Below are 21,855 nucleotides of genomic sequence, written 5' to 3'. Positions count from 1 at the left end.
CGCTCCGAACGGGCCGGTGCGGATGGAGTGCCCGGCAACGCATCGCCGCCGGGCAGTTCCGTTCAGGAAACGGCGCAGGCCGTCAGTCCATCTTGCAGTCCCCGGCGTAGGCGTCCTGATGGTTCTCGGCGATGCGCTCCACCACCGTCTGGACGATCTCGCCATCCGCATTCTTTTCGAACCGTGTCAGATAATAGTTCTGAATCGGATGCTGGTTCGGGCCGAATGTGTACTTGTCGCGGATCGGCTCGAAATCGGCCCTGGCGAGTGCGGCGCGGAATGCGTCTGCATCGTCGACGCTTCCGCCCACGGCATCGAGTGCAGAGGCGATCAGGTTTGCCGTGTCGTAAGCCTGTTCGGCATACATGGTCGGCGTGCGGCCATAGGCTTCCTCAAAGCGTTTAACAAAATCACGAGAGGCATCGTTGTCGAACTCGGTCGTCCAGAGGGCTGAGGCATAGACGCCATCGGCGGCATCGCCCGTCGCCTTGACCATCTGCGCATCGAGTGAGAAGGCCGGCACCAGCATGGGCACGCTGTCTTTCAGACCGGCATTGTCATACTGCTTGGCGAAGTTGATGCCGGCGCCGCCCGGATGGAACTGGTAGATGGCATCGGGCGCGGACGAGCGAATGCGCGCCAGCTCGACAGAAAAGTCGGTCTGGTTGAGCTTGGTGTAGATCTCCTCCACCACCTCGCCCTCATAGGTGCGCTTGAAGCCGTTCAGCGCGTCGCGGCCCGCCTGATAGTTGGGCGCAAGGATCACGACCTTCTTGTAGCCGAGCTTGTTGGCCGCAAGACCCGCCGCCTCGTGGAACGCATCGTTCTGGTAGGAGGCGACGAAGTAGTTGGGGTTGCACTTCTCGCCGGCAAAGACGGACGGTCCCGGATTGACGCTGACATAAAAGCCGCCGGACTTCATCACCGTCGGCTGCACGGCGGCAAGCACGTTGGAGAAGTTCACGCCCGTGAACAGCTTGACGCCCGACTGTACCAGACGGTCTGCCGACTGTTTGGCATTGGCCGGCTTCAGGCCATCGTCCTCGACCTCGAGCACAACCGGCGTATCGCCCAGCTTGCCGTCTTCGCCGATGGCCAGCATGAAGGCGTCGCGGATGTCCTCGCCGATGTAGCCGGCCGGTGTCGAAAGCGTGGTGATGAAGCCGATGCGCAGCTCCTCCGCAGAGGCCTGCGCGGCCATGACCGTTGCGAGCGCGGTGGCCATAAGGCCGGTCCGCATTGCCTTGCCCTTAAGTCCCATTGTCATGTTCTCCTCCCTTGAATTGCGCGTACGAAGCCGGATCATCCGGCCTTGCGCTGACGTGAGAAATCATTGCCGACGGCCACAATTGGATGGCGGATCGTGCCGATGCCCTCGACACAGGCTTCCACCACATCGCCAGGCCATAGCCATTCCTGCGGATCGCGGCCCGCACCGACACCTTCGGGCGTGCCGGTGGCGATGATGTCGCCGGGATCAAGCGTGATGGCGGCCGAGATGTCGGAGATGAGCGTCGGTATCTTGAACAGCATGTGCTTCGTGTTCGAACCCTGTTTGCGCTCGCCATTGACGGTGAGCCAGAGGTCGAGATCGTGCGGGTCCCCCACCTCGTCGGCAGTGACGATGCAGGGACCGAATGGCGCAAAGCTGTCCTGTCCCTTGGAATAGATCCACTGACCGGCGCGACGGTTGTCGCGCGCGCTGACATCGATCATCACGCTGTAGCCAAACACGTAGGAAAGCGCGTCTTCCTCGCTCACCTTGGTGGCCTTGCGCCCGATGATGGCGGCAAGCTCCACCTCCCAGTCGAGCTGCTGTGTGATCGAGGCATTGTGCTCGATTGGATCGTCCGGCCCGACAACCGCCATGGGCGGCTTGCTGAAAATGACCGGCTCCTTGGGCAGGTCCTTCGACGTATCGAGCGTGCGGCTCGATTCCTCCACATGCTCCACATAGTTGAGGCCGATGCCGAAGATGTTCTTGCGCGGCCGCGGGATGGGGGCCAGCAATCGCACATTGGCGAGCGGCACGGTCGTGCGCACCGGCCATGCACCGCGCGCCTCGTCCAGAAGCCGTTTCAGCGCCGCCAGCCCATCCGGACCGAGATCGATCAGCTCCAGCATGGAGCGGGGAAGTCCTCGCCAAAGGCAATGCCGAGCGCTTCCACGTCGACAACGCTCTCGCCCTCGATGACGCCAAGACGCGCGGGCGCCTCGACCGTGGCCCTGTAGGTAACCAGTCGCATTCAGATATGTCCTTGATCAGTCTTGTGGTTGGTGACCGCCATTGTCGGCCAGCGCTTCTTCCCGGTAGAGACCGAGCGAACGCATCACCGGAAGGTCGTTGAAACAGAAGAGGCAGGCATCGTCGCTGTCGGACAGATTGGCGTGTTCGTGCCATGCCCAGGACGGCACACAGAAAATGTCGCGTTCCTGCCAGTCGAACCGCTTGCCGCCGATGATCGAGTAGCCCTTGCCCTTCGCCACCTGGTAGAGATAGCTGCCAGTGTGACGGTGCGCCTTCGTCTTTTCGCCGGGGCGCAGCATCTGCATGCTGGCGCCGATGGTCTGCATGACTGGGCCCGAAGTGACCGGGTTGATGTATTCCATCATCACGCCGTCATAGGGCGAGCCGTCGGTCGCTTCTGCATAGCGCTTGAGCGCTTCATAAGTGCGCTCCCACTCATATTTGTAGAGCGGAGAATAACCCTTGTCCCACGCGCCACCGCCCGGCGTCAGACCCGGATTGCCCCAGGTCTTCGTCATGTCGTCTACAGCAAAGCCGACGGCCTGCCGCAGGTCCGGGTGAACTTCATAGAAATTCGCTTCGAGCGTGTTGACCAGCGGGATATCAAGCCCGTCCTGCCAGATGCAGGGGCTGCCGCTTTCCTCAACGCCGTGCTCGTGCCAGGTGCCGTTTGGCGTCAGCACGAAGTCGTTGGCGCTGAGAGTCATCTTATGGCCATCGACGATGGTGTAAGCGCCTGAACCCTCCATGATAAAGCGAAGCGCCGAGGCCGAATGCCGGTGCGCGGACGCAGCCTCGCCCGGATGCATGACCTGAAGTCCGGAATAGAGCCAGCCGACAGCAGCGGCGAATTCGCGACGACCCGGATTGTTGAGATAGATCACACGGCGACCGGCTTTTTCCGGCGTTACCAGCTCGACCGAACGCAAGACGTGCTCGCGCAGATCGCGATAACGCCAGATCATCGGCACGGACGAGGACTGCGGCTCCCAGGGCTCGATCTTGTTGGCGACGGTCCACAGCGCACCCGCCTCCAGCGCCTCCAGCTCGTCGTAATAGGCCAGAAGCTCCGGCGTATCCTCCACATTGGCGCGGCCCGCCACGTCCTCGCGGTAGTTTTCCCTGCCTGACGACATCTCAACCTCCACTCTTCAATGACGGAAAGATAACAGCGAGATTTTCGCTGTAAATAGATATTTTCGAAAATCTGGATTTTTTCGTTTGTTGCGCGGAGCGCTGTGCTATGCTGTTCTCCTGCAAAACCGAAGCAGCAATGCCGGGGAGAAGACGTGTCGGGAAAGAAGAACCCGCGTGAAACCACGCTGACGGAAGAGGCCTATCAAAAGCTGCGCTGGGACATTGTCAGCGGCACGCTGGAGGCCGGCAGCCCGCTGCGGCTTGAGAACCTCAAGCAGCGTTACGGTCTGGGCTATTCTCCCCTGCGCGAGGCGCTGAACCGCCTGCACAGCGAGCGTCTCGTCATGTCGGTCGCGCTGCGCGGCTTTACCGTCGCGCCGCTTTCGCTGACCGAGATGTGGGATGCGGTCGACACAAGGATCCACATTGAGGCCGAGGCGCTGCGTCGCGCCATCAAATTCGGCGATGACGACTGGGAGACGGAGGTGATCTCGGCTTTTCACGGACTTTCCCTCAAAGCCAAGAAGCTGGAGCAGATGGACACGCCACCCATGGAGGAGATGAAGGCGCTTGAAGACCGGCATCACCGGTTTCACCGCGCGCTCATCAGCGCCTGCCGGTCAAACTGGCTTCTCGATTTTTCGGACAAGCTCTATGTGGAAACCGAGCGTTATCGCTTCCCGGTTCTGGGTGGGCCCCGCGCCCGCCCCTCTCGCGATCTCACGCTGGAGCATCAGGAGATCATGGAAGCGACCATCGCGCGCGATGCCGAAAAGGCAATCGCTCTCCTGAGCCGGCACTATCAGCGCACCGGAGAGACACTTTCCGCCCGGTATCAGCCGGACGCGAAGCCAATGGCCGCCGGCGCAGACGCCTAGAGCATCGGACCGAAAAGTGGAATCCGGTTTTCGGGCTACTCCGATGCTCCATCAATAGTTTAGATCGTCCTTTGTGCGTCCGAATGGACGCACGGCGATCTAGCGCCGGCAGTATGTGCGGCCAATGCCGGCCGCACACGTTTTTGAGCCACTGCTATTGTGCGGGCATCGGGCGCGCTTCCGGCGCCGTCCCTGCTTCGCGCAGGGCCAGTTCTTCCGCCTTCGGTACCGAAAGCCACACGGCCAGCATGAAGCCCGCAGCACCGCCAAAGAGCTTGCCCAGCATCAGGGGCAGGATCATCGTCGGCTGAAAATTCGCCGCAAATGCCAGATGATCGCCGAAGGTGAATGCCGCACACACGGCAAACGCAATCGCCAACACCTTGTCGCGGGGCCGCATCTGCCCGACCAGACGATACATGGCGAGAATGTTCGCACTTGCCGCAAGAAGTCCCGCCGCGCCTTCCGGTGAAACGCCGATGCGTGCGCCGATCACCTGCATGGGGCCAGCCAGATATTTGGTCAGAAGATAAACCATCGGAAACGCGCCGGCGAGCATAATGCCGATATAGCCGGCAATCTCCAGGGCACGGAACTGGTCCTGTTCATCGGCAATGATCGGGTCGAATCCCCAGGAGCCGAACACGGTGGAGAAGAATCCGGTGAAATATTCCACGATCGAAGCCACCAGAACCAGCGTGATGCCGGCATACATGATGCGACCGAACCAGAGGAAGCCGGTGATCATCGCATCTGGCGCAAAACGCAACCCCAGAGCGATTGCCACGCAGAACACGATCAGCGGCAGCAGATTGCGCAGAATGTCGACCATGGTCAGCGCAATCTGATGGGTCGCTTCCGAAGTCGTGGAGACATCCGGTCTGATGTCGAGCCCCGTCATGGCGATCAGCGTACAGGCGATGAAAACCCCGACCGGCACGCTCAGAATGCCCGACATGATGCCAAGCGCCATGTATTTGTGGTCGGATTTTGCCAGCATTGCCAGCCCGACGGGTATGGAGAAGATGATCGTCGCGCCCGACATGTAGCCAACGACAGTCGCCATCATCCACGCATCGCGCGACTGTGCCAGCGCGTCGGCCAGCTGATAGCCCCCCATATCGACGGCAATCACCGTCGTTGCCGCGATGGACGGATCGGCCCCGATCATCGCAAAGAGCGGCCCGGCGACCGCCCGGATAAACTCCGAAAGATAGGGGATCGCGGCCATGATGCCGGCCACGGGTATGAAAATCGGGCCAATGGAATGAAGCCCTTCGATGAACTCCTTGCCGAGCCCGGTTTCCGGGTTGCGGATCGAGCGATTGCGCCGGCGACCGCGCATGCATGATGATGTAGATGACGTAGGTACCGATTGAAGCCATTTGCCTTCCCTCCCAGTGTGCGAAATGCGCCCCGGCATCTTGGCGCCGGTTTTTCGATCAGCCTTCACGCGTTCCCCCGGCGGATCGTAGAGCGGCGCCATATGAAGCGTGGCGGCGATGCGTTCGTTCGCCACGATGAGTTCGTATTTTCCCGATGCCAGAAACGCGTCGTCGACACCGTTTTCCGAGCGCACATAGCCGTAGCCGATTGGCTTGCCGACCGTGTAGCCAAAGCCACCGCTGGTCAGATAGCCGACAGGTTCGCCATCGCGCAGTATGGTTTCCCGGCCAAGCAGCACCACGTCCGGGTCCTCGGTCGTGAAGCAGGCCAGTTGCTTTGTCAGCGGATTGGCAGCCGCCGCCTCACAGGCCTCGCGGCCAATAAAAGGCGTGTCGCGGCGCAGTTTCACCGCCCAGCCAAGCCCCGCCTCGAACGGGTTGTCATTCGGCGTCACATCCGAACCCCATGCGCGATAACCCTTTTCAAGCCGAAGGGACTCGATGGCCCGATAGCCGACCGGCCGGATGTCATGGGCGTGGCCCTTCTCCATCAGCACATCGAAAACATCGCCTGTCCCTTCAATGGGCACATGCAGTTCCCAGCCCAGCTCACCCACATAGGTCACGCGCATGGCCCGCACCTTATGACCGGCAATCTCGATCTCCTGCACGCGGCCAAAGCGGAACGCGTCATTGCTCACATCTGCATCCGTCACCGACGAAAGCACGTCCCGCGCGCGGGGTCCCATCAGCGAAAGCGTACCATACGCCTCGGTCACATCGACAAGCCGGGCATCCGCACCCGCCGGCAGATGCTGCCTGATCCAGCCGAAATCATGGGTGCGCGAACCGGTACCGGTGACGATGTAGAAGCGGTCATCGGCAAGGCGCGCCACGGTGAGGTCGCATTCGATGCCACCGCGCGAGTTGAGGATCTGCGTATAGGTCAGGCGTCCGGCTGGCTTGGCCACATAATTGGAGCAGATCCGCTCAAGCGCATCCGCCGCATCCGGGCCCGTCATCTCGTATTTGGCAAAGGAGGACTGGTCGAACACACCGACCTTTTCGCGCACATGGGCATGCTCCTCACCCACCGGCCCGAACCAGTTCTGACGACCCATGGAATAGTCGTCGCGAGGCTCCATGCCCGCGGGCGCAAACCAGTTGGGCCGCTCCCATCCGAGCTTGGAGCCGAACACGGCGCGGTGCTTCTTCAAGCGTTCATAGAGTGGCGAAACGATGCGCGGGCGCCCGCTCTCATATTCCTCATGCGGGAACCCCACGGTGTAGTGCTTGCCATAAGCTTCAAGCGTGCGTTCCTCCACCCATTTGCGGTCTTCGTGGAGTGTGGAGAAACGGCGAATGTCGACCACCCAGAGATCGAGCGGCGCTTCGCCGCGCACAGCCCATTCGGCCAGCACCCAGCCCGCGCCGCCGCCAGCCGCAATGCCGAATGCATTGAAGCCTGCACCAACAAACATGTTGGCGCATTCGGGCGCCTGGCCGAGAATGAAATTGCCGTCGGGCGTGAAGCTCTCCGGCCCGTTGATCATCTGCCGCACGCCCGCTTCACCAAGCGCGGGCACACGCTCGATGGCCTGCGTCATGTGTTGTTCGAAATGATCGAAATCATCGTCGAAAAGCTGGAACTCGAACTCGTTGGGCACGTCACCGCCCGGCAGGCCGGTCACCCAGCTTTGCGGGTTCGGCTCATAGCCGCCCATCACCAGACCGCCCACCTCTTCCTTGAAGTAGATGCGCCGATCGGGGTCGCGCACGGTCGGCGTGTCGGTCGAAAGACCTTCGATTTTCTCAGTCACGATATACTGGTGCTTCACCGGATGCAGCGGCACCGAAACGCCGGCCATCGCGCCGATCTGGCGCGCCCACTGGCCGCCGCAGTTCACCACCGTCTCACAGCCGATACGCCCCCGGTTCGTCTCGACTGCCGTTATGCGGTCGCCATCCATTTCGAAACCGGTCACGCGCACGCCCTCGAAGAGACGCGCACCATGCATGCGCGCGCCCTTGGCGAGCGACTGGGTGATGTCGGAGGGGCTCGCCTGACCGTCGGTCGGCAGCCATGAGGCGCCGCGAAGGTCAGATGTGTCCATCAGCGGCCACATCCGCTTCACCTCTTCGGGGCTCACCAGTTCCATGTCCATGCCGAAGCTTCGCGCGGTTGTGGCAAGCCGGCGAAATTCGGTCCAGCGGTCCTCGTTCGTCGCCAGTCGCAGACAGCCCGTCATCTTCCAGCCGGTCTCAAGACCGGTCTCTTCATGCAGTCGCTTGTAGAGATCGACCGAGTATTTCAGCACTTTCGTGATTGAGGCCGAAGACCGCAATTGCCCCACAAGCCCGGCCGCATGCCAGGTGGAGCCCGATGTCAGCTTGCCCTGTTCCAGGAGAACGACATCCGCCTTGTGATCGCGGGCGAGGTGATAGGCCGTCGAGCAGCCGATGATGCCGCCACCGATGACAACGATCTGGGCATGGGAAGGAAGAGGCTGGGTCATCAGGAGAGGCGTCCGTATTGAGAGTAGAAAGTGTCGAGTGCCGTCTCCAGCCGCGACAGGTTCTCATGCGTGTAGGCGACATAGTCCGTGCCGGGCGCATCGAGATAGAGTTCGGAGACCATGCTCCACATGGCCTCCCGCAGAAGCGAGGCGCATTGCATTGCCGCCATTGAGCGGCGCAGCGGTGTCTCCGGCGTGCGGTCGAAATAATAGCCAAGCAGCGCCTCGCTCTCCTCGTCGGAGAAGCTGGCATTGGAGGAGAGGCCCGCGAGGTCGAACATGGGCGTCGAAAAGCCGGCATACTCGAAATCGATCAGCCACAGCCTGTCGCCGGTGTCGAGCAGGTTGGCCGGCAAGAGATCGTTGTGGCCGAAGACGATGGGGAGTGGCTGCTGCACCGCTTCAAGTTCGTCGGCCAGCGCCAGGTAGGCCGGCAGCTGGTCGACCATCCGGCTCTTGCCGTTCTCCAGCGTGCGCGCATAATCGCGGATCACATGGAAAGGCCAGAACATGAAGCCAGGCCCTGAAACGTGGTGCGGCATCTTGCGATGAAAGGCGCGCACGATAAGTGCTACCCGCTCGACATTGGCGCGCACATCGGCCTCGGCATAGGTCTTGGCGTTGAGATATTTGCAGACCATCACACCGGGCGCCGCGTGCTCGACTGCAGGCGCGAGAGCCGCTTCTTCGGCAGCACGCGCCGTCATCAATTCACGGTCGCGGAGAACGTGGTGAAAGGGGTAATCCTTGCCGAAACGGACGACATGCCCGCCCCTGTTGTCGGTAACGAGCCAGCTTTCGTTGCTGATCCCGCCGACCATCGGCTTGATGTCGATAGCTCCGCTCCAGATCGGCAAAGCCGCGATCTGTTCAGAGCGCGCGGTGGTGATATCCCGAGCGTCCACCATATCTCCTCCCGCAGCCTTTGGCCGCCTGTTTTGCGGAAAGAATTGATGTCCGCCAATGCGAAGTCAATACAAAAATGTGGTTATTTGACCGATATTCTCATTTTCTGGAATCATTTTCGGGCAAAATCGGTCAAAATACGTTAGAAACGGTCACTCCAGACAGAGAGAAAACATGAGCTATTCACCGCGCCACGGGCAGATCCTCGACCTTCTCACGAAGGAAGGCACGATGGGTGTGAACGACCTCGCCCGGCATCTGGACGTTTCGGTCGAAACGGTGCGGCGCGATGTGAAAGCGCTCGCCGGGCGCGGTGAAATCGTGCGCATGCACGGCGCGATCGCCCTGCCCTCCGTCGTCAATGAAGCACCGTTTGAACGCCGGATGCGGGAAAACCGCGAGGCGAAGGAAACCATTGCCCAGCTTGCCGCCGCGACGATCCGCGACGGGGAATCAGTGATGCTCGACACAGGCACCACGACAAGCCTTCTGGCGCGCGCACTGCTCGACCACCGGCAACTCACCGTCGTGACCAATTCATCCGACATCGCCCGCACACTCGCCACCGTCAACGGCAACAAGGTCTACATGGCCGGCGGCGAGTTGCGCAGCGACAGCGGTTCCGCCCTGGGCTTTTCAGCCATCGAATTCATTAGCCGGTTCAGCGTCGATCACGCCATCATTTCAGCCGGTGCCGTGAACGCAGTTACCGGCATTATGGATTACGACCTTGAAGAAGCGCAGTTCGGCAATGCCGTGCTTGCCCGCGGCCGGCGCCGCGTCGTTGTCACCGACGCTTCCAAGTTCGGGCAGAAGGGGCTCGTCCGGGTGTGCGCCCTCACCGATGTCGATGAACTGATCGTCGACCGGCCGCCACCGGCCGACCTTGCCGATGTGCTTCGCCAGGCCGAGATCAGGGTGACAAGCGATGCCTGACGCTCAGGCCTTTTCCTGTGAAGTGGTTTCATTGCTGGAAGCGGCCCGCCGGTCCCTTGCCGGCGTGAAGCTGACCACGCGATCATCGACCGACGGCGTGCCCGTGGCGCCGGCGGCAAAAACGATCTTGCCGGAGGGTTTTACCCACAGAAGCACGATCGTCTCGCCGGCCCGGCTTTTCAGATATGCATCGTAGTCGAACTCGTCGGAAAGCTTCGTCGCCTGAAAGGTCCAGCCCTGCCAGTGCCGTTCGCGCAGGGTGCGGAAATCCACGCCGTCTTCGGTAAGCGGGCGTCCGCCAAGGGTGAAGTTGAGCGACATGCGCTTCGACTGATCCGCCCCGCGTCCGAGCTGATAGACGTGCGAGCGTCCCAGTTCCGGTGCGAAGTCGGTGCAGACGAGCGAGTTGTATGCGTCATTATCGGTGACAGCGATCAGCGTCGAAAACCGCTTCGGGTCAATGCTGTGATGCGCTTCTTCCGAGAGTATGTCGCCGTAGAACACGGGTATTTCGGATAGACGCGCTTCCGCGATATGGTTCCAGTTCGGGTCTGCGATCATGACCGGCACATCCATGTCGCGCAGCTTGCGCGCCAGATCGATGGCCCACCTCGGCCCGCCGGCAATCAGGAGGCCGGGCTTGTCAGCGCTTTTCAGGTTCAGAAGCGAAGCCAGCGGACCGAGTGTGAAACCGTGTAGCACGATCGTTGTGACAACCACGGCGAAGGTGAAGGACACCATACGGTTTGCATCGGCGATCCCTGCGTCTGCCAGGGCACCGCCAAACAGGCCCGACACGGCGACGGCCACCACACCACGCGGCGCGATCCAGCTTGAAAGCGTGCGCTCGGCAAGGGTCGCGCCGGATCCGGCCGTTGCGGTCATGATCGCCACCGGGCGCACGACAAAAAGAACGGATCCGACAAAAAGAACCGCGCGCCAGTCGAGGCTTAGGAAATCCTCGACGGTGAGCGAGGCCGTGAGCAGGATGAATATCCCCGAGACCAGGAAAACCGTGATCGTCTCCTTGAAACGCCGCATCTCGGCAAGGCTCGCAATGCGGGTGTTCGCCAGCACAATGCCCATCACCGTCACCGTCAGAAGCCCCGCCTCCTCGAGCACGAGATTGGTCAGCGCATAGGCCAGGAGCACCGTGGCAAGCAGGATCGGCGCCTTTAGGAATTCCGGCACAACACCGCGCACAAACGCCCAGTGGATGGCCCGTGCCGCCAGATAACCGCCGGCAACCGCAACGACGAAAGCTGCGGCCACCACATAGGCAAGGCCCCCACCCTGATGCTGCCCGATCAGCACGAGAATGACCTCAAACGCGACAACGGCAAAGAGCGCCCCGATCGGGTCGTTGACGATGGCCTCCCATTTGAGCAGCGAGGCCGGGCGCGCGGCGAGCTGCGCCTGACGCAGAAGCGGTGTGATGACGGTGGGGCCAGTTACCACCAGAATGGCGCCGAGCACAACGGCTGTCGGCCACGAAAGCCCGCCGATATAGTGTGCCGAAAGCGCGGTCATCACCCAGACCATCGGGCCACCGATGATGATAATGCGGCGCACCGCGGTCGAAGTCTCACTGATCTCCTTGAAATTGAGCGTGAGCCCACCCTCGAACAGGATAATCGCGACCGCAAGCGAGACGAGCGGCCGGTAGATCGTACCAAAATCCTCGGTCGGGTTTACGAACCCGGTGGCCGGACCGGCGAGAACGCCGGCGAGCAGCAGAAGCACAATGGCCGGAAGACGCAGCCGCCAGGCGAGCCACTGCGCGCCCATGCCCATCACGCCGATCAGCGCGATCTTCAATCCGATGTCATGCATGGAGCAAATCCGTTTATCCGAGAAAGACTGGGGCAGCCGGGCGGCCAATGAGCATCATGGCAACAATAGTCAATCTTCCGGCTCCGGTCGCGGATCAATTGCGGATACGGGAGAAATCAAAGCGCGTTGCCGAAATATTCAAGCCGCAGCTCTTCGACGGCACCGCTTTCCTGGAGACTGAGTATTTCAAGCGTGACCGGCGTCGTCAGATCGCTCTCGAGAGGGAAGGCGAAGCCGTACTTATTGGGATGGAACAGGCTGCCGACGACTTCCATCTCCTGCTGGGGATGGACATGCACATAGTGCTCAAGGGTTGGTGCATCTGCCACGATCGCCTCGATCCGGCCCGCTTCAAGGGCCGCAACCGCTTCCCCCAGCCCCGGGTAGGAGTGCGTTCCGATACCGATCTCGTTCAGATAGTCCTCCGACGCGCTTCCGGTGAAAACGCCCGATGTTTTGCCGGGCAGATCAGCCAGGGACGTGACGCCCTGCTCGATTGACACCGCCGTCATGACGCTCGTCACGGAAGAGGTGATGTAGGCAACAACCGCGACACCGAAAACCATCCAGATTGCCGACCAGATGCGCCCTTGCCATCCGAACAGATTTTTCCGCGTGGCCTTTCCGGAGGTTGCGACCGACATGACCTGGTAGAAGCTCTCTGCCAGGCCCTCGCGCCAGCGCCGGGGAAAATCCCTGTCAAACCTGCGGTCGAACAGGGTGATGAGAATGGTCGCCAGAACGATGACGAACGCAAGCCATGCATAGGCGCGCAGATGCCCGGCATTTCTTAACCCCGTTATGACGCTCTGAATGCCGGCAGACCCGCTTTCCGGCACCATGATGCGCAGACCGGTATCGTACCAGGGCTGCGTATAGGACAAGATTCCCGCACGCTTGTGCGTGATCGTCAGGTTGGTAACGGCGGCATCGACCTGGCCCGTACGTGTGGCCTCGACCAGATCCTTCAGGTTTGTGAAGGCCACATAGCGGGTGGCGAGGCCCAGCTTTCCGGCGACGATCTCCCAGAGATCGATGGCCATGCCGTCATATTTCCCCGCCTCCTCGCTAACGAAAGGCGGGCTGACATAGACACCCACATCGACACTTCTTCTCCCTTCGTCTGCACCGGCATCCGCCTGTGCCTGCGCCTTCTGCCCCGCTCCAAGCATCAATGACAGGCAGAGAAGGGTGAGAAACCCAAGGGAGCGCCATGTGCGGGCGGTGGAGACAGACGAAATCCGGAACCTGTTCTCCACGTCGATTTCGGGATGATGGGAATTCAGGAATGACATGAGATGACGGCTTCTCTGGTTCAAATCAGCAAATGTCCACTGGACATGACCCTGCGCATCTGGGGTCAGGCGGTGACGACTGTCCTGCCTATGGTGCAAATCATATGTCCGGCTGCAACCCCGTCATGGCAGTCTTTTGTCCGCAGCCCTGTGGAACGGTGCCAGATTTTCCGTCCACCGCGGTCGGCTCGCATCCAGCCGTTGCAATGCCATTTAATATGACTATAAAACTCCAATTAATTTTCAAAAGCAGGATCTCTTCATGACCACGCATGGTTCGTTCCGCGCACAGTTACGCCTCCCATTCAATCCGGAAAAGCAGTTGCTGGAGGCCTTCGCGGCAGGCGATGTAGGGGCGGTGGTGGAGGAAACCACGACGGGATGGCAGTTACAGCACTCCCTCGGGCGGATCGCCCTAAAGCCGCAGTCTTCCAGCATGGACATCCTGCTTGACGCCGAAGACCGAACGTCCCTCGCCTATCTTCAGCTCGGAATCACCCATCGCCTGCAATCCCTCGACAAAAACCTCGATCTTGACTGGCAGAGCGACAACACACCCGGCATGCTGCTTCCCTATTTTCGGGAGATGCGCGTCGTCTCCGCGGAAAACCTGACACCCTTCATGAAACGGGTCCGCCTTGCGGGGGAAAACCTCGCGCGCTTCGCACGTGGCGGCCTTCATATGCGGCTTCTGTTTCCTCCCGCCGGCACCGCCAGCCCTTCATGGCCCTGCATCGGCAAGAACGGTGAAGCGATCTGGCCCGACGACGAGAACAGGCCGGTCGCCCGCGTCTACACGATCAGGGCAATCGACGTGGACCGGGGGCATGTCGATGTCGATATGGTCCTCCATGAAGGTGATGCCTATCCGGGCGCTGGCTGGGCCGCGCAGGCGAAACCGGGCGACATTGTCGGCATGACGGGCCCCGGAGGCGGTGAGGCGCCCGAGGCGCACAGGCTGGTGCTCCTCGGCGACGAGACCGCCCTGCCGGCAATTGCCCGCATTCTGGAGGGGCTGTCCAGCCAGACGAAGGCGATCGTTCGCGTGGAGATTGCCAACCAGTCCGAAACCCAGCCCCTGGCGACACGCGCGGAACTCGATCTCGAATGGCTGGTGCGCGATGACCGAGCAGCCGGCAGCACGACGCTTCTGGAAGAAGCGGCGAAGGCGTTGCCCATCAAAGGTGACGACCCCGACCTCTTTGTCTGGGCCGGCTGCGAATTCTCCGCCTTCAAGGCCATACGCGGCCATCTGCGTAAATCGCTACGGCTGCCGAATGCGCAGCATCTGGTTGTGTCCTACTGGCGGCGTGGTGTGGCTGGTGTGCATTGAGCCACGGTCGAAAGCAGAGGGAAACCGTGTGGTGGGACGGTTTTAAGTTGACTCGCATTATCAGGTAAAAATATATAGCACCGCTATTTAAAATCGCGGATGAGATCAGATATGCGCAGGTCCAGTTCCTCTTTACCCACCAGCCGTCTGGCGGCAGCACTGCTTTTGTCAACGGCGCCCATATTCACTGCACATGCACAGGACCGTTCGGAGAAAAGCACCACTTTGGATCGTCTTGTGGTCGAGGGTGACAGCATCTCCGCTTCACCCGTTGGGCCAGATGACGGGTTCGTGGCAGATAACAGCGCCACAGCCACCAAAACGAACACGCCGATCGACCGCGTGCCGCAGTCGATCTCGGTTGTCACCCGCGACCAGATGGACATGCAGGGTGCCGACAGCGTCGGCGCGGCGGTGCGCTATACGCCCGGCATCCGCAGCGAGGCGTATGGTGCCGACACGCGCTATGACTGGTTCTTCATGCGCGGGTTCTCGGCCCAGGCCCGCGGTCTCTATCTGGACGGCCTGCAGCTGCGCTCGCAGGCTTTCGCCAATTTCCGCGTTGAGTCCTACGGCCTCGAGCGCCAGGAAGTGTTGCTCGGACCGAGCTCCGCACTGTTCGGGGCGGGAAGCCCGGGCGGGCTCATCAATCTGATTTCCAAGCGCCCGCAGGAAGACACGTTCTATCGCGCGTCGGTCGCGGGCGGCTGGCCAAAAAAAGGAGAGGTCGCCCTCGACCTCAACGCCGCCCTGCCCGGCCATGACGGGGTCTATGCCCGCTTCACTGCGCTCGGCCGCCTTGGCGAAACGCAGGTCGATCATGTCGATGACAACCGGCTCTATCTCGCCCCTTCCATAACCTTCAAACCGCAGGCGGGAACCGAACTCACCATCATGGGCAAGTTCCAGATGGACCGCACCGGCACGGTGACGAGCTTTCTGCCCTACGATGCGACCGTGCGCCCGGCTTCCTTCGGGCGCATTCCGACCGACTTCTTCAGCGCCGACACGAATTTCGACCGTTACGACCGCAATCAGATGATGCTCGGCTACGAGTTCGAGCACGAATTTGAGAACGGCCTGAAATTCTCGCAGGATTCGCGCTATTCTTACATTTCAACCGAATACGAAACGCTCTATGGCGTGGGCCTCGTGAGCAGCTACCTGCCGGGTTACCCCGACAATCTGCTCGCCCGCCAGGCGCTTGCCACGGATGACAGCATCGGTGCCTTCCAGACCGACAACCGCATCGAAAAAACGTTCGACATGGGCCCGGTAAGTCACCAGCTTCTGGCCGGCCTGGACTACCGCTACGAGGTCTTCGACAACCGCTCCGGCTATGGCGACGATCCGAGCGGAAATTTCTACATTATCGACATTCTCAATCCCGTTTACGGGATCAACGTCCAAAGACCCGCCTACTCGACGGATTCGACCACGCGCTCGCACCGCGTCGGCCTTTACGTGCAGGATCAGATTGCGCTGACCGACCGCCTCGATGTGACGGCGGGCCTGCGGCACGACTGGGTATCGAGCCGGTTTGACAACCATCTGACGGGATCGCGCACCGACCGCGACGACACGGCGCTCACCGGCCGCATCGGTGCAAGCTATGAGGTGCTGCCGGGTCTGCGCCCCTATGCGAGCTATGCGACCTCGTTCGACCCGCTGTCCGGCACCGACATCAACGGCAATCCGTTCGACCCGGAAACCGCTGAGCAATATGAGGTCGGCGTTAAATATCAGGATCCCCTCGACCGGTTCCGCCTCACTGCGGCGTGGTTCGACCTGACGCGCGAAAACGTTCTGACCAACGACCCGGCCAATCCGAACTTCAAGGTGCAGACCGGCGAGGTGCGCTCGCGCGGCATCGAACTGCAGGCGCAGGCAAACCTCGCCGAACGCTGGGACATTGTGGCCTCCTACACGAATTACGATCTGGAGATCACCCGTTCCAACAATGGCGATCAGGGCATGGTGCCGATCGGTGTTCCGCAGCAGATGGCCTCGCTGTGGGTCAACCATCGTTTCGGCGGGCAACTTGAGGGCCTGCGCGTCGGTGCGGGCGTGCGCTATGTGGGCAAATCCTACGCCAACGCCGCCAACACGCTGACCGTGCCTGATTATGTGGTTGCGGATGCGAGCATCGGCTACCGGTTCGACAAGACCGAGCTGTCACTCAATGTGAGCAACCTTTTCGACAAGCACTATGTCGCCGCCTGCGCCGGCCAGAACGCCTGCTACTACGGCGACCGGCGCAATGTGAAAGCCAGACTGACCTTTGAATGGTGATGGGCGCGCCGGCGCGCGCTTTTCATCCAAACGCTGATGGAATGCCAATGAATGCACACGGTCTGACGGGATTTGAGGTTGAAAATCTGGAATTCCGGCCAAACGGCCGGGCCATTCTCAGCGACCTCAACGCTTCTTTCAATTGCGGGCGCATCTACGGCATCATCGGCCCCAATGGCGCGGGCAAGAGCACGCTGATGAAACTGCTCGCCCGCCACCTTCGGCCAACCGCGGGCAAGGTCCGTTTTGCCGGAGACGATGCGAATGGCTGGAACGGCCGCGCCTTTGCGCGCGAAGTTGCCTATCTGCCGCAGAGCCTGCCGACGGCCGAACACCAGACCGTGCGCGAACTCGTCGCGCTCGGTCGCTATCCCTGGCACGGCCCCTTTCGCAAGCTCTCATCCGAAGACCGGAACGCGGTCGATACCGCGCTCGATGAAACCGGCAGCCGCGAGCACGAAAACCGGCTGGTGGGTACACTTTCAGGCGGTGAGCGCCAGCGCGCGTGGATCGCAATGGTGCTGGCGCAGGCGCGCCACTTCCTGCTGCTCGATGAACCGACCTCGGCGCTCGATCTCGCCCATCAGCACGCATTCTCGCCCTTCTGCGCGACATCGTTGACAGGCGCGGCATTGGCGTTGCTCTGATCGTTCATGATCTGAACATAGCCGCCCAGTTCTGCGACCGCATCCTGGCTCTGCGCGACGGCAGGCTGATCGCCAGCGATGCGCCCTCGCAGATCATGACACCAAAGGTTCTGACGGATCTCTACGATATTCCCATGGAGGTGTTCGCGCATCCGGCCGATGGCCGGCCAGTGGGGTATATCGCGTCATGAGGCGTATCGTTCTCGCGCTGGCCCTGGCGCTCTCCGCGACAATGGGTGCCGAAGCCGGAGAAACCGACAAGCCACGCCTCATCGCGCTCGACTGGGGTCTTGCCACCACGCTGCTCGGCATTGGGGTCGAGGTCAGAGGTGTGCCGGAGAAACCGGCCTTCCTCGACTGGGTTCAGAACCCGGCGCCCGCCCCTTCCTCCCCAGATCTCGGCCTGCGCCTTGCACCCGACATGGAACGGCTCGAAGAGGCAGACCCCGATTTCATTCTCATATCGCCTCAGTTCGCCAGTATCGAAAAGCGCCTGGAAAGCATCGCTCCCGTGCGCTCCTTTGCAATCTTCACGCCGGAAAAGACGCCGCTGGCCAATGCACGCAGCGTCACACGCGCGCTTGGCGATCTCGCAGAAAATCCTGAAGGGGCGGAGGCCCTTATCGCCGACACCGACAGGGCCATTGCCATTCTGCGGGAGAAAGCCGAGGCGCAACGCAAGACCTGCGGGTTTCTCGTCGTGAACTTCGTTCGCGGCGGGACCGTTCGCGTCTTCGGTGAAGGGAGCCTTTACGGCGGGGTTCTGGAAGAAGCCGGCCTCGCCAATGGCTGGACCGGAGCGACAAATTTCTGGGGGTTCGCCACCGTGCCGGTCTCCGAGCTTCTCCACCACCCGGACGATGAACTCATCATCGTTTCACCAGTTCCCGTCGAGGTTCGCCAGATGCTCGCGGCTGAGGACGACGTCCTTTCGAACGGGCTTTTTGGAAAGATTCCTGCACTCCGCAAGGGCCGATACACGATGATGCGGCCGGTCTGGTCGTTTGGCGGGTTGACCGAGGCACGCACCTTCGCGCGGGAACTTTCCGCAACAGACCTGCCGGACTGCAGCAATGACAATTCGTAAGAGCCGCCCCCTTCCCCTTTTGCTGGCGCTGGCGAGCCTTGTGTTGCTTGGCCTCTTCATCGCCGGGAACACGGCCGCAATCCGCGGTGAAGAAACGCTCACCGCGCTCATTTTCGGGCAGACGGAGAACCCCTCGGTTTCCATCGAATACTGGTATGCCTATCTGCCCCGGCTTTCCGTGGCCCTGCTCGCCGGTGCGGGGCTTGGCATCGCCGGTGCGGTGTTCCAGCAGATCCTCCAGAATCCACTCGCCTCTCCGGCCACGCTCGGTGTGTCATCGGGTGCGCAGCTTGCACTGGCCGTGGCCCTTCTGCTCGCCCCCGAACTGCACGCCGACCACCCTTTTCTTGTCGCGCTGGCCGGCTCCTTTCTGGCCTGGGGGCTCGTCAGCCTTCTCGTGGGCCGTCGCATGGACGATCCCGTCAGCCTCGTCCTGACAGGCATGGTGGTGAGTTTCACGGCGGGGGCCGTGACCACGTGCCTTTTGCTGCTCAAGAACCAGTATCTCACCAGCCTCTTCCTCTGGGGCTCGGGCGATCTGACCCAGTATGACTGGCAAGGCGTGCATTTTCTCCTGCCCAGGCTGGTGCTGGGCGCTGCCGCTCTCCTTCTTCTCAGCCGCCCTCTCGCACTGATGGGGCTAGGGCGGGAGAGCGCGCGTTCTTCCGGGCTTTCCACCGGCCTGTTCAGCTTTCTCGCTCTGGGAATTGCAATCTTTCTCGCATCGGCGGTGACAGCGACGGTCGGCCTGATCGCCTTTGTCGGTCTTGCAAGCCCGCATCTGGCGACGATGCTGGGCATGCGCAGGATCGGTCCGCGTCTGCTCACGGCAGGCTTCGTTGGTGCATTGCTTCTCGGCCTTGTGGATCAGGGCATGCAGTTCGGCCTGAGCGGCCTTGGCCGCTTTCTGCCCGCGGGCGCCCTGACCGGGATTCTCGGAGCGCCGCTGCTACTCTACCTCCTGAAGCGCCTGCCGCCGGCCAGCGCATCCTCGGCCGGGGAAGTTCTGCCCGTTTCCGCCGGCCTTTCGGGGCGCGGCGAGCGCTACTTCCTTGTCCTTCTCATGACGATCCTCGCGCTGGCGATCCTGATTGCGCTCGGCCTGCCCTCGATTGGTTTCGAAACATCATGGACTGGCGTGCCGCGCGCGTTTTCGCGGCAGCCCTTTCCGGTGCTGCGCTCGGCCTTGCCGGCTGTCTGGTCCAGCGCCTGCTTTCGAACCCGATGGCAAGCCCGGAGATCATCGGTGTTTCCACCGGCGCCGTCATGGGCGTGATCGGGATCATGATCGCGCTCCCTGCCGCCACGGCCGGCATGCAGATGACCGGCGCCCTTTTCGGAGCGCTGGCAATCCTCCTGGCAATCCTCGCCTATGCACGCAGGCACGATCTCGAGCCGCGCCGGCTTATTCTCGCCGGTATTGCCATCACCGCCTTTGCCGACGCGCTCGTACTGACATTTCTGGCAACCGGCGACCCGCGCGGCAATGTTGTGCTGGCCTTCATGTCGGGGTCGACCTATCGCGTCGGCATGGGTGATCTGGCCCTGCCCGCCATCATGGCGATGGCAGGCGCCGGCATCGCGCTTTCGACGCTGCGCTGGCTTGATATTCTGACGCTCGGCGGCGCCGCGGGCCGTTCGCTCGGCCTGCCCCTTGGCGCGGCGCGCTTTTTCATCATCCTCGCAACCGCACTCCTGACAGCATCCGCCTGCCTGTTTCTGGGCCCGATCAGCTTCGTCGGACTGACGGCACCACACATTGCTCGCCTTTGCGGATTGCGCCGAACAACGGTGCAACTGCCCGGAGCCGCCCTGACAGGCGCCATTCTGGTCGTCATGGCCGACTGGACCGGCCGCCAGATATTCAGACCGTATGAACTCCCGGCGGGCCTGCTATCGGTTCTCCTGGGAGCGCTGATCCTTGGGATAATCATGTGGCAACATGGAAAACGCGCGCAACCACACACCCGTACCCAGACGGCTGCCTGAACGATCCTTTGAAGAGATTTCCACTGACGGCAAGATCGCGTAGAGATTGACCTTTACGGATAAGGATGCGAGCCCGTTGGATCAACGTGACGTCAAATCGCTCGAAAGGCAGACCGCCCTTGCGCTCGAGCGCCTCGCCATAAAACTGGGGCAGTACCGTCCGGCCGAGGCGCGGACCCACCGGCTCAGCAACCAGCAGATCATCATCATGGCCGCGATTTTCGACAGGCCGGGATGCAATGTGAAAGCGATCACCGAAGAGACCGGCATGTTTCAATCGACGATCAGCCGCAGTCTGGAAGGGTTGATCGCGAGTGGACATGTCCGGCGCGGACGCTCAAATCTCGATTCCCGCATGACGGAGCTCCACCTGAGCGAGACAGGAAGCGACATACTGGCGGCAGTGCGCAACGAATGGCGCAGCCGCGTTTCCGCACTCCTGTCAGGCCTCCAGCCTGCCGACAGGCGTACTGCGGCCGCGGGCATTGAACTGCTCTCAAAGGAGCTCGACCTCCAGTAGAGAGGCCCGGCAACGAGACCTGGTGTCATCAAAGGTCGTATTGACAGATCCGCTCCGGCAGAGAAACTTCACAAACGATCACCAATGAGCCCGGCAAAGGAAACGGCGTGGAGGACGCCAGCGGGGCATGGGAGGAACGCCATGGACGGACGTGGCCTGTCGTATCATGCTGACCGGGTTCTGGCCGCGGTGGAGTCGGATCGCGCTGCCAAATCGGCGCTTGTCGCTTCGTGGCAGCGTTCGTGTCGGCTGCACCGGCTCGACCCAGCCGAACGGCGGGGGCCCCAGCGCATTTCCGATATGGAACTGGCCGCCGCCCGCGCGCGGCTCGAACCGCTTCTTCGCTCCGCGCAAACCCCGCTCGACCAGCTCTTCCTCGCCGTCGGCAGCTCCGGCTGCTGCGTGGTTCTGGCCGACCGGCAGGGCATATTGATGGAGCGGCGCGGCACGCCGGGCGATGACGAGACCTTCCGCCAGTGGGGGCTTTGGACCGGCACGGTCTGGAGCGAGCAGAGCGAAGGCACCAATGGCATCGGCACCTGCCTTGTGGAGCGCCGCACGCTGACAATCCACCGCGACCAGCACTTCCACTCCCGCAACACGCTTCTCTCCTGCACCACCGCGCCCGTCTACGACCATGAGGGCCATCTGGCGGGCGCACTCGACGTTTCCTCCTGCCGCGCCGACCTGACCGAGGGCTTCGTCAGCCTCATCGCCACCGCAGCCGGCGACGCCGCCCGACGCATCGAAGCGGAAGCGTTTCGCCTTGCCTATCCGCAGGCGCGTATCATGCTCCTGCCGGCAACAGACCCCGCAGCTCTCATCGCGGTCGACAGCGATGATCTGGTGATCG

At 61.8% G+C, this 21,855-nt stretch carries 16 protein-coding genes and 3 pseudogenes; 10 read left to right on the top strand and 9 right to left on the bottom strand.

What is annotated here, in order from left to right; translation table 11 throughout:
- Positions 1-82: 82 nt before the first annotated feature.
- Genes JCM21793_RS14460 through JCM21793_RS14450 form a run of 4 tightly spaced genes read right to left on the bottom strand, consistent with a single transcriptional unit; the run spans position 83 to position 3,384 of the window.
- A complete protein-coding gene (locus tag JCM21793_RS14460; protein ID WP_244423288.1) occupies positions 83-1,267 on the bottom strand; it encodes an ABC transporter substrate-binding protein in 1,185 nt (394 codons plus the stop codon).
- A 35-nt stretch (positions 1,268-1,302) separates the two neighbouring features.
- Complete coding sequence (locus JCM21793_RS26100; protein ID WP_244439771.1) at positions 1,303-2,124, bottom strand: fumarylacetoacetate hydrolase family protein; 822 nt, start codon at positions 2,122-2,124, stop codon at positions 1,303-1,305.
- Positions 2,112-2,246 (bottom strand): hypothetical protein, encoded by a 135-nt coding sequence (locus tag JCM21793_RS30990; protein WP_280113522.1) that lies wholly within the window; start codon positions 2,244-2,246, stop codon positions 2,112-2,114. The genes JCM21793_RS26100 and JCM21793_RS30990 overlap by 13 nt, the downstream gene beginning before the upstream one ends.
- A 16-nt stretch (positions 2,247-2,262) precedes the next feature.
- Entirely contained in the window at positions 2,263-3,384 is a 1,122-nt protein-coding gene (locus JCM21793_RS14450; RefSeq protein ID WP_025030829.1) for a cupin domain-containing protein, read from the bottom strand.
- 153 nt (positions 3,385-3,537) lie between these two features.
- On the opposite strand from JCM21793_RS14450, the gene JCM21793_RS14445 reads away from it, so the two are divergent.
- The gene (locus JCM21793_RS14445) at positions 3,538-4,263 is read left to right on the top strand and encodes a GntR family transcriptional regulator (RefSeq protein WP_025030828.1); all 726 of its coding nucleotides are present in this window, start codon (positions 3,538-3,540) and stop codon (positions 4,261-4,263) included.
- 154 nt (positions 4,264-4,417) lie between these two features.
- On the opposite strand, the pseudogene eutH reads toward JCM21793_RS14445, so the two are convergent.
- The 3 genes and pseudogenes from eutH to JCM21793_RS14435 form a co-directional block, all read right to left on the bottom strand.
- A pseudogene (gene eutH, locus JCM21793_RS31630) lies at positions 4,418-5,572 on the bottom strand (ethanolamine utilization protein EutH); the annotation flags it as partial.
- Between the two features lie 135 nt (positions 5,573-5,707).
- Positions 5,708-8,164 (bottom strand): annotated as a pseudogene (locus JCM21793_RS26095) (GcvT family protein); the annotation flags it as partial.
- Entirely contained in the window at positions 8,164-9,072 is a 909-nt protein-coding gene (locus JCM21793_RS14435; protein WP_025030826.1) for a phosphotransferase family protein, read from the bottom strand. The pseudogene JCM21793_RS26095 and the gene JCM21793_RS14435, both read right to left, overlap by 1 nt.
- A 172-nt stretch (positions 9,073-9,244) precedes the next feature.
- Between JCM21793_RS14435 and JCM21793_RS14430 the strand changes: the two genes are divergently transcribed.
- Positions 9,245-10,006: a DeoR/GlpR family DNA-binding transcription regulator gene (locus JCM21793_RS14430; RefSeq protein ID WP_025030825.1), complete on the top strand. Its 762-nt coding sequence runs from the start codon at positions 9,245-9,247 to the stop codon at positions 10,004-10,006.
- A gap of 3 nt (positions 10,007-10,009) precedes the next feature.
- Here the strand turns inward: JCM21793_RS14430 and JCM21793_RS14425 are convergent, their stop codons facing one another.
- Both JCM21793_RS14425 and JCM21793_RS14420 read right to left on the bottom strand, forming a co-directional pair.
- A complete protein-coding gene (locus JCM21793_RS14425; protein WP_025030824.1) occupies positions 10,010-11,839 on the bottom strand; it encodes a cation:proton antiporter in 1,830 nt (609 codons plus the stop codon).
- A 116-nt stretch (positions 11,840-11,955) separates the two neighbouring features.
- The gene (locus tag JCM21793_RS14420) at positions 11,956-13,134 is read right to left on the bottom strand and encodes a transporter substrate-binding domain-containing protein (protein ID WP_025030823.1); all 1,179 of its coding nucleotides are present in this window, start codon (positions 13,132-13,134) and stop codon (positions 11,956-11,958) included.
- A 262-nt stretch (positions 13,135-13,396) separates the two neighbouring features.
- Here JCM21793_RS14420 and JCM21793_RS14415 point away from each other — a divergent pair, with 262 nt between their 5' ends.
- The 8 genes and pseudogenes from JCM21793_RS14415 to JCM21793_RS14385 form a co-directional block, all read left to right on the top strand.
- Positions 13,397-14,467: a siderophore-interacting protein gene (locus JCM21793_RS14415; RefSeq protein WP_025030822.1), complete on the top strand. Its 1,071-nt coding sequence runs from the start codon at positions 13,397-13,399 to the stop codon at positions 14,465-14,467.
- Between the two features lie 291 nt (positions 14,468-14,758).
- Positions 14,759-16,759, top strand: coding sequence for a TonB-dependent siderophore receptor (locus JCM21793_RS14410; protein WP_244439770.1), 2,001 nt, complete (start codon positions 14,759-14,761; stop codon positions 16,757-16,759).
- A gap of 47 nt (positions 16,760-16,806) precedes the next feature.
- The gene (locus tag JCM21793_RS26090; RefSeq protein WP_244439769.1) at positions 16,807-17,406 is read left to right on the top strand and encodes an ABC transporter ATP-binding protein; all 600 of its coding nucleotides are present in this window, start codon (positions 16,807-16,809) and stop codon (positions 17,404-17,406) included.
- Between the two features lie 187 nt (positions 17,407-17,593).
- Positions 17,594-18,493, top strand: a complete 900-nt coding sequence (locus JCM21793_RS14400; protein WP_007006913.1) for an ABC transporter substrate-binding protein — start codon at positions 17,594-17,596, stop codon at positions 18,491-18,493.
- A pseudogene (locus JCM21793_RS26085) lies at positions 18,480-19,451 on the top strand (iron chelate uptake ABC transporter family permease subunit); the annotation flags it as partial. The gene JCM21793_RS14400 and the pseudogene JCM21793_RS26085, both read left to right, overlap by 14 nt.
- A gap of 170 nt (positions 19,452-19,621) precedes the next feature.
- Positions 19,622-20,482, top strand: a complete 861-nt coding sequence (locus JCM21793_RS30375; protein WP_081784725.1) for an iron chelate uptake ABC transporter family permease subunit — start codon at positions 19,622-19,624, stop codon at positions 20,480-20,482.
- Between the two features lie 76 nt (positions 20,483-20,558).
- The gene (locus JCM21793_RS26080) at positions 20,559-21,002 is read left to right on the top strand and encodes a MarR family winged helix-turn-helix transcriptional regulator (RefSeq protein WP_025030820.1); all 444 of its coding nucleotides are present in this window, start codon (positions 20,559-20,561) and stop codon (positions 21,000-21,002) included.
- 141 nt (positions 21,003-21,143) lie between these two features.
- Positions 21,144-21,855, top strand: a 712-nt coding sequence (locus JCM21793_RS14385; protein ID WP_025030819.1) for a GAF domain-containing protein, incomplete at its 3' end; no start/stop codon positions are given.

This window comes from Nitratireductor aquibiodomus NL21 = JCM 21793, from assembly GCF_000615975.1.
Lineage (GTDB): Bacteria > Pseudomonadota > Alphaproteobacteria > Rhizobiales > Rhizobiaceae > Nitratireductor > Nitratireductor aquibiodomus.
Note: the sequence above shows the minus strand (reverse complement) of the source record. Positions and strands in the feature narration are given on the sequence as shown.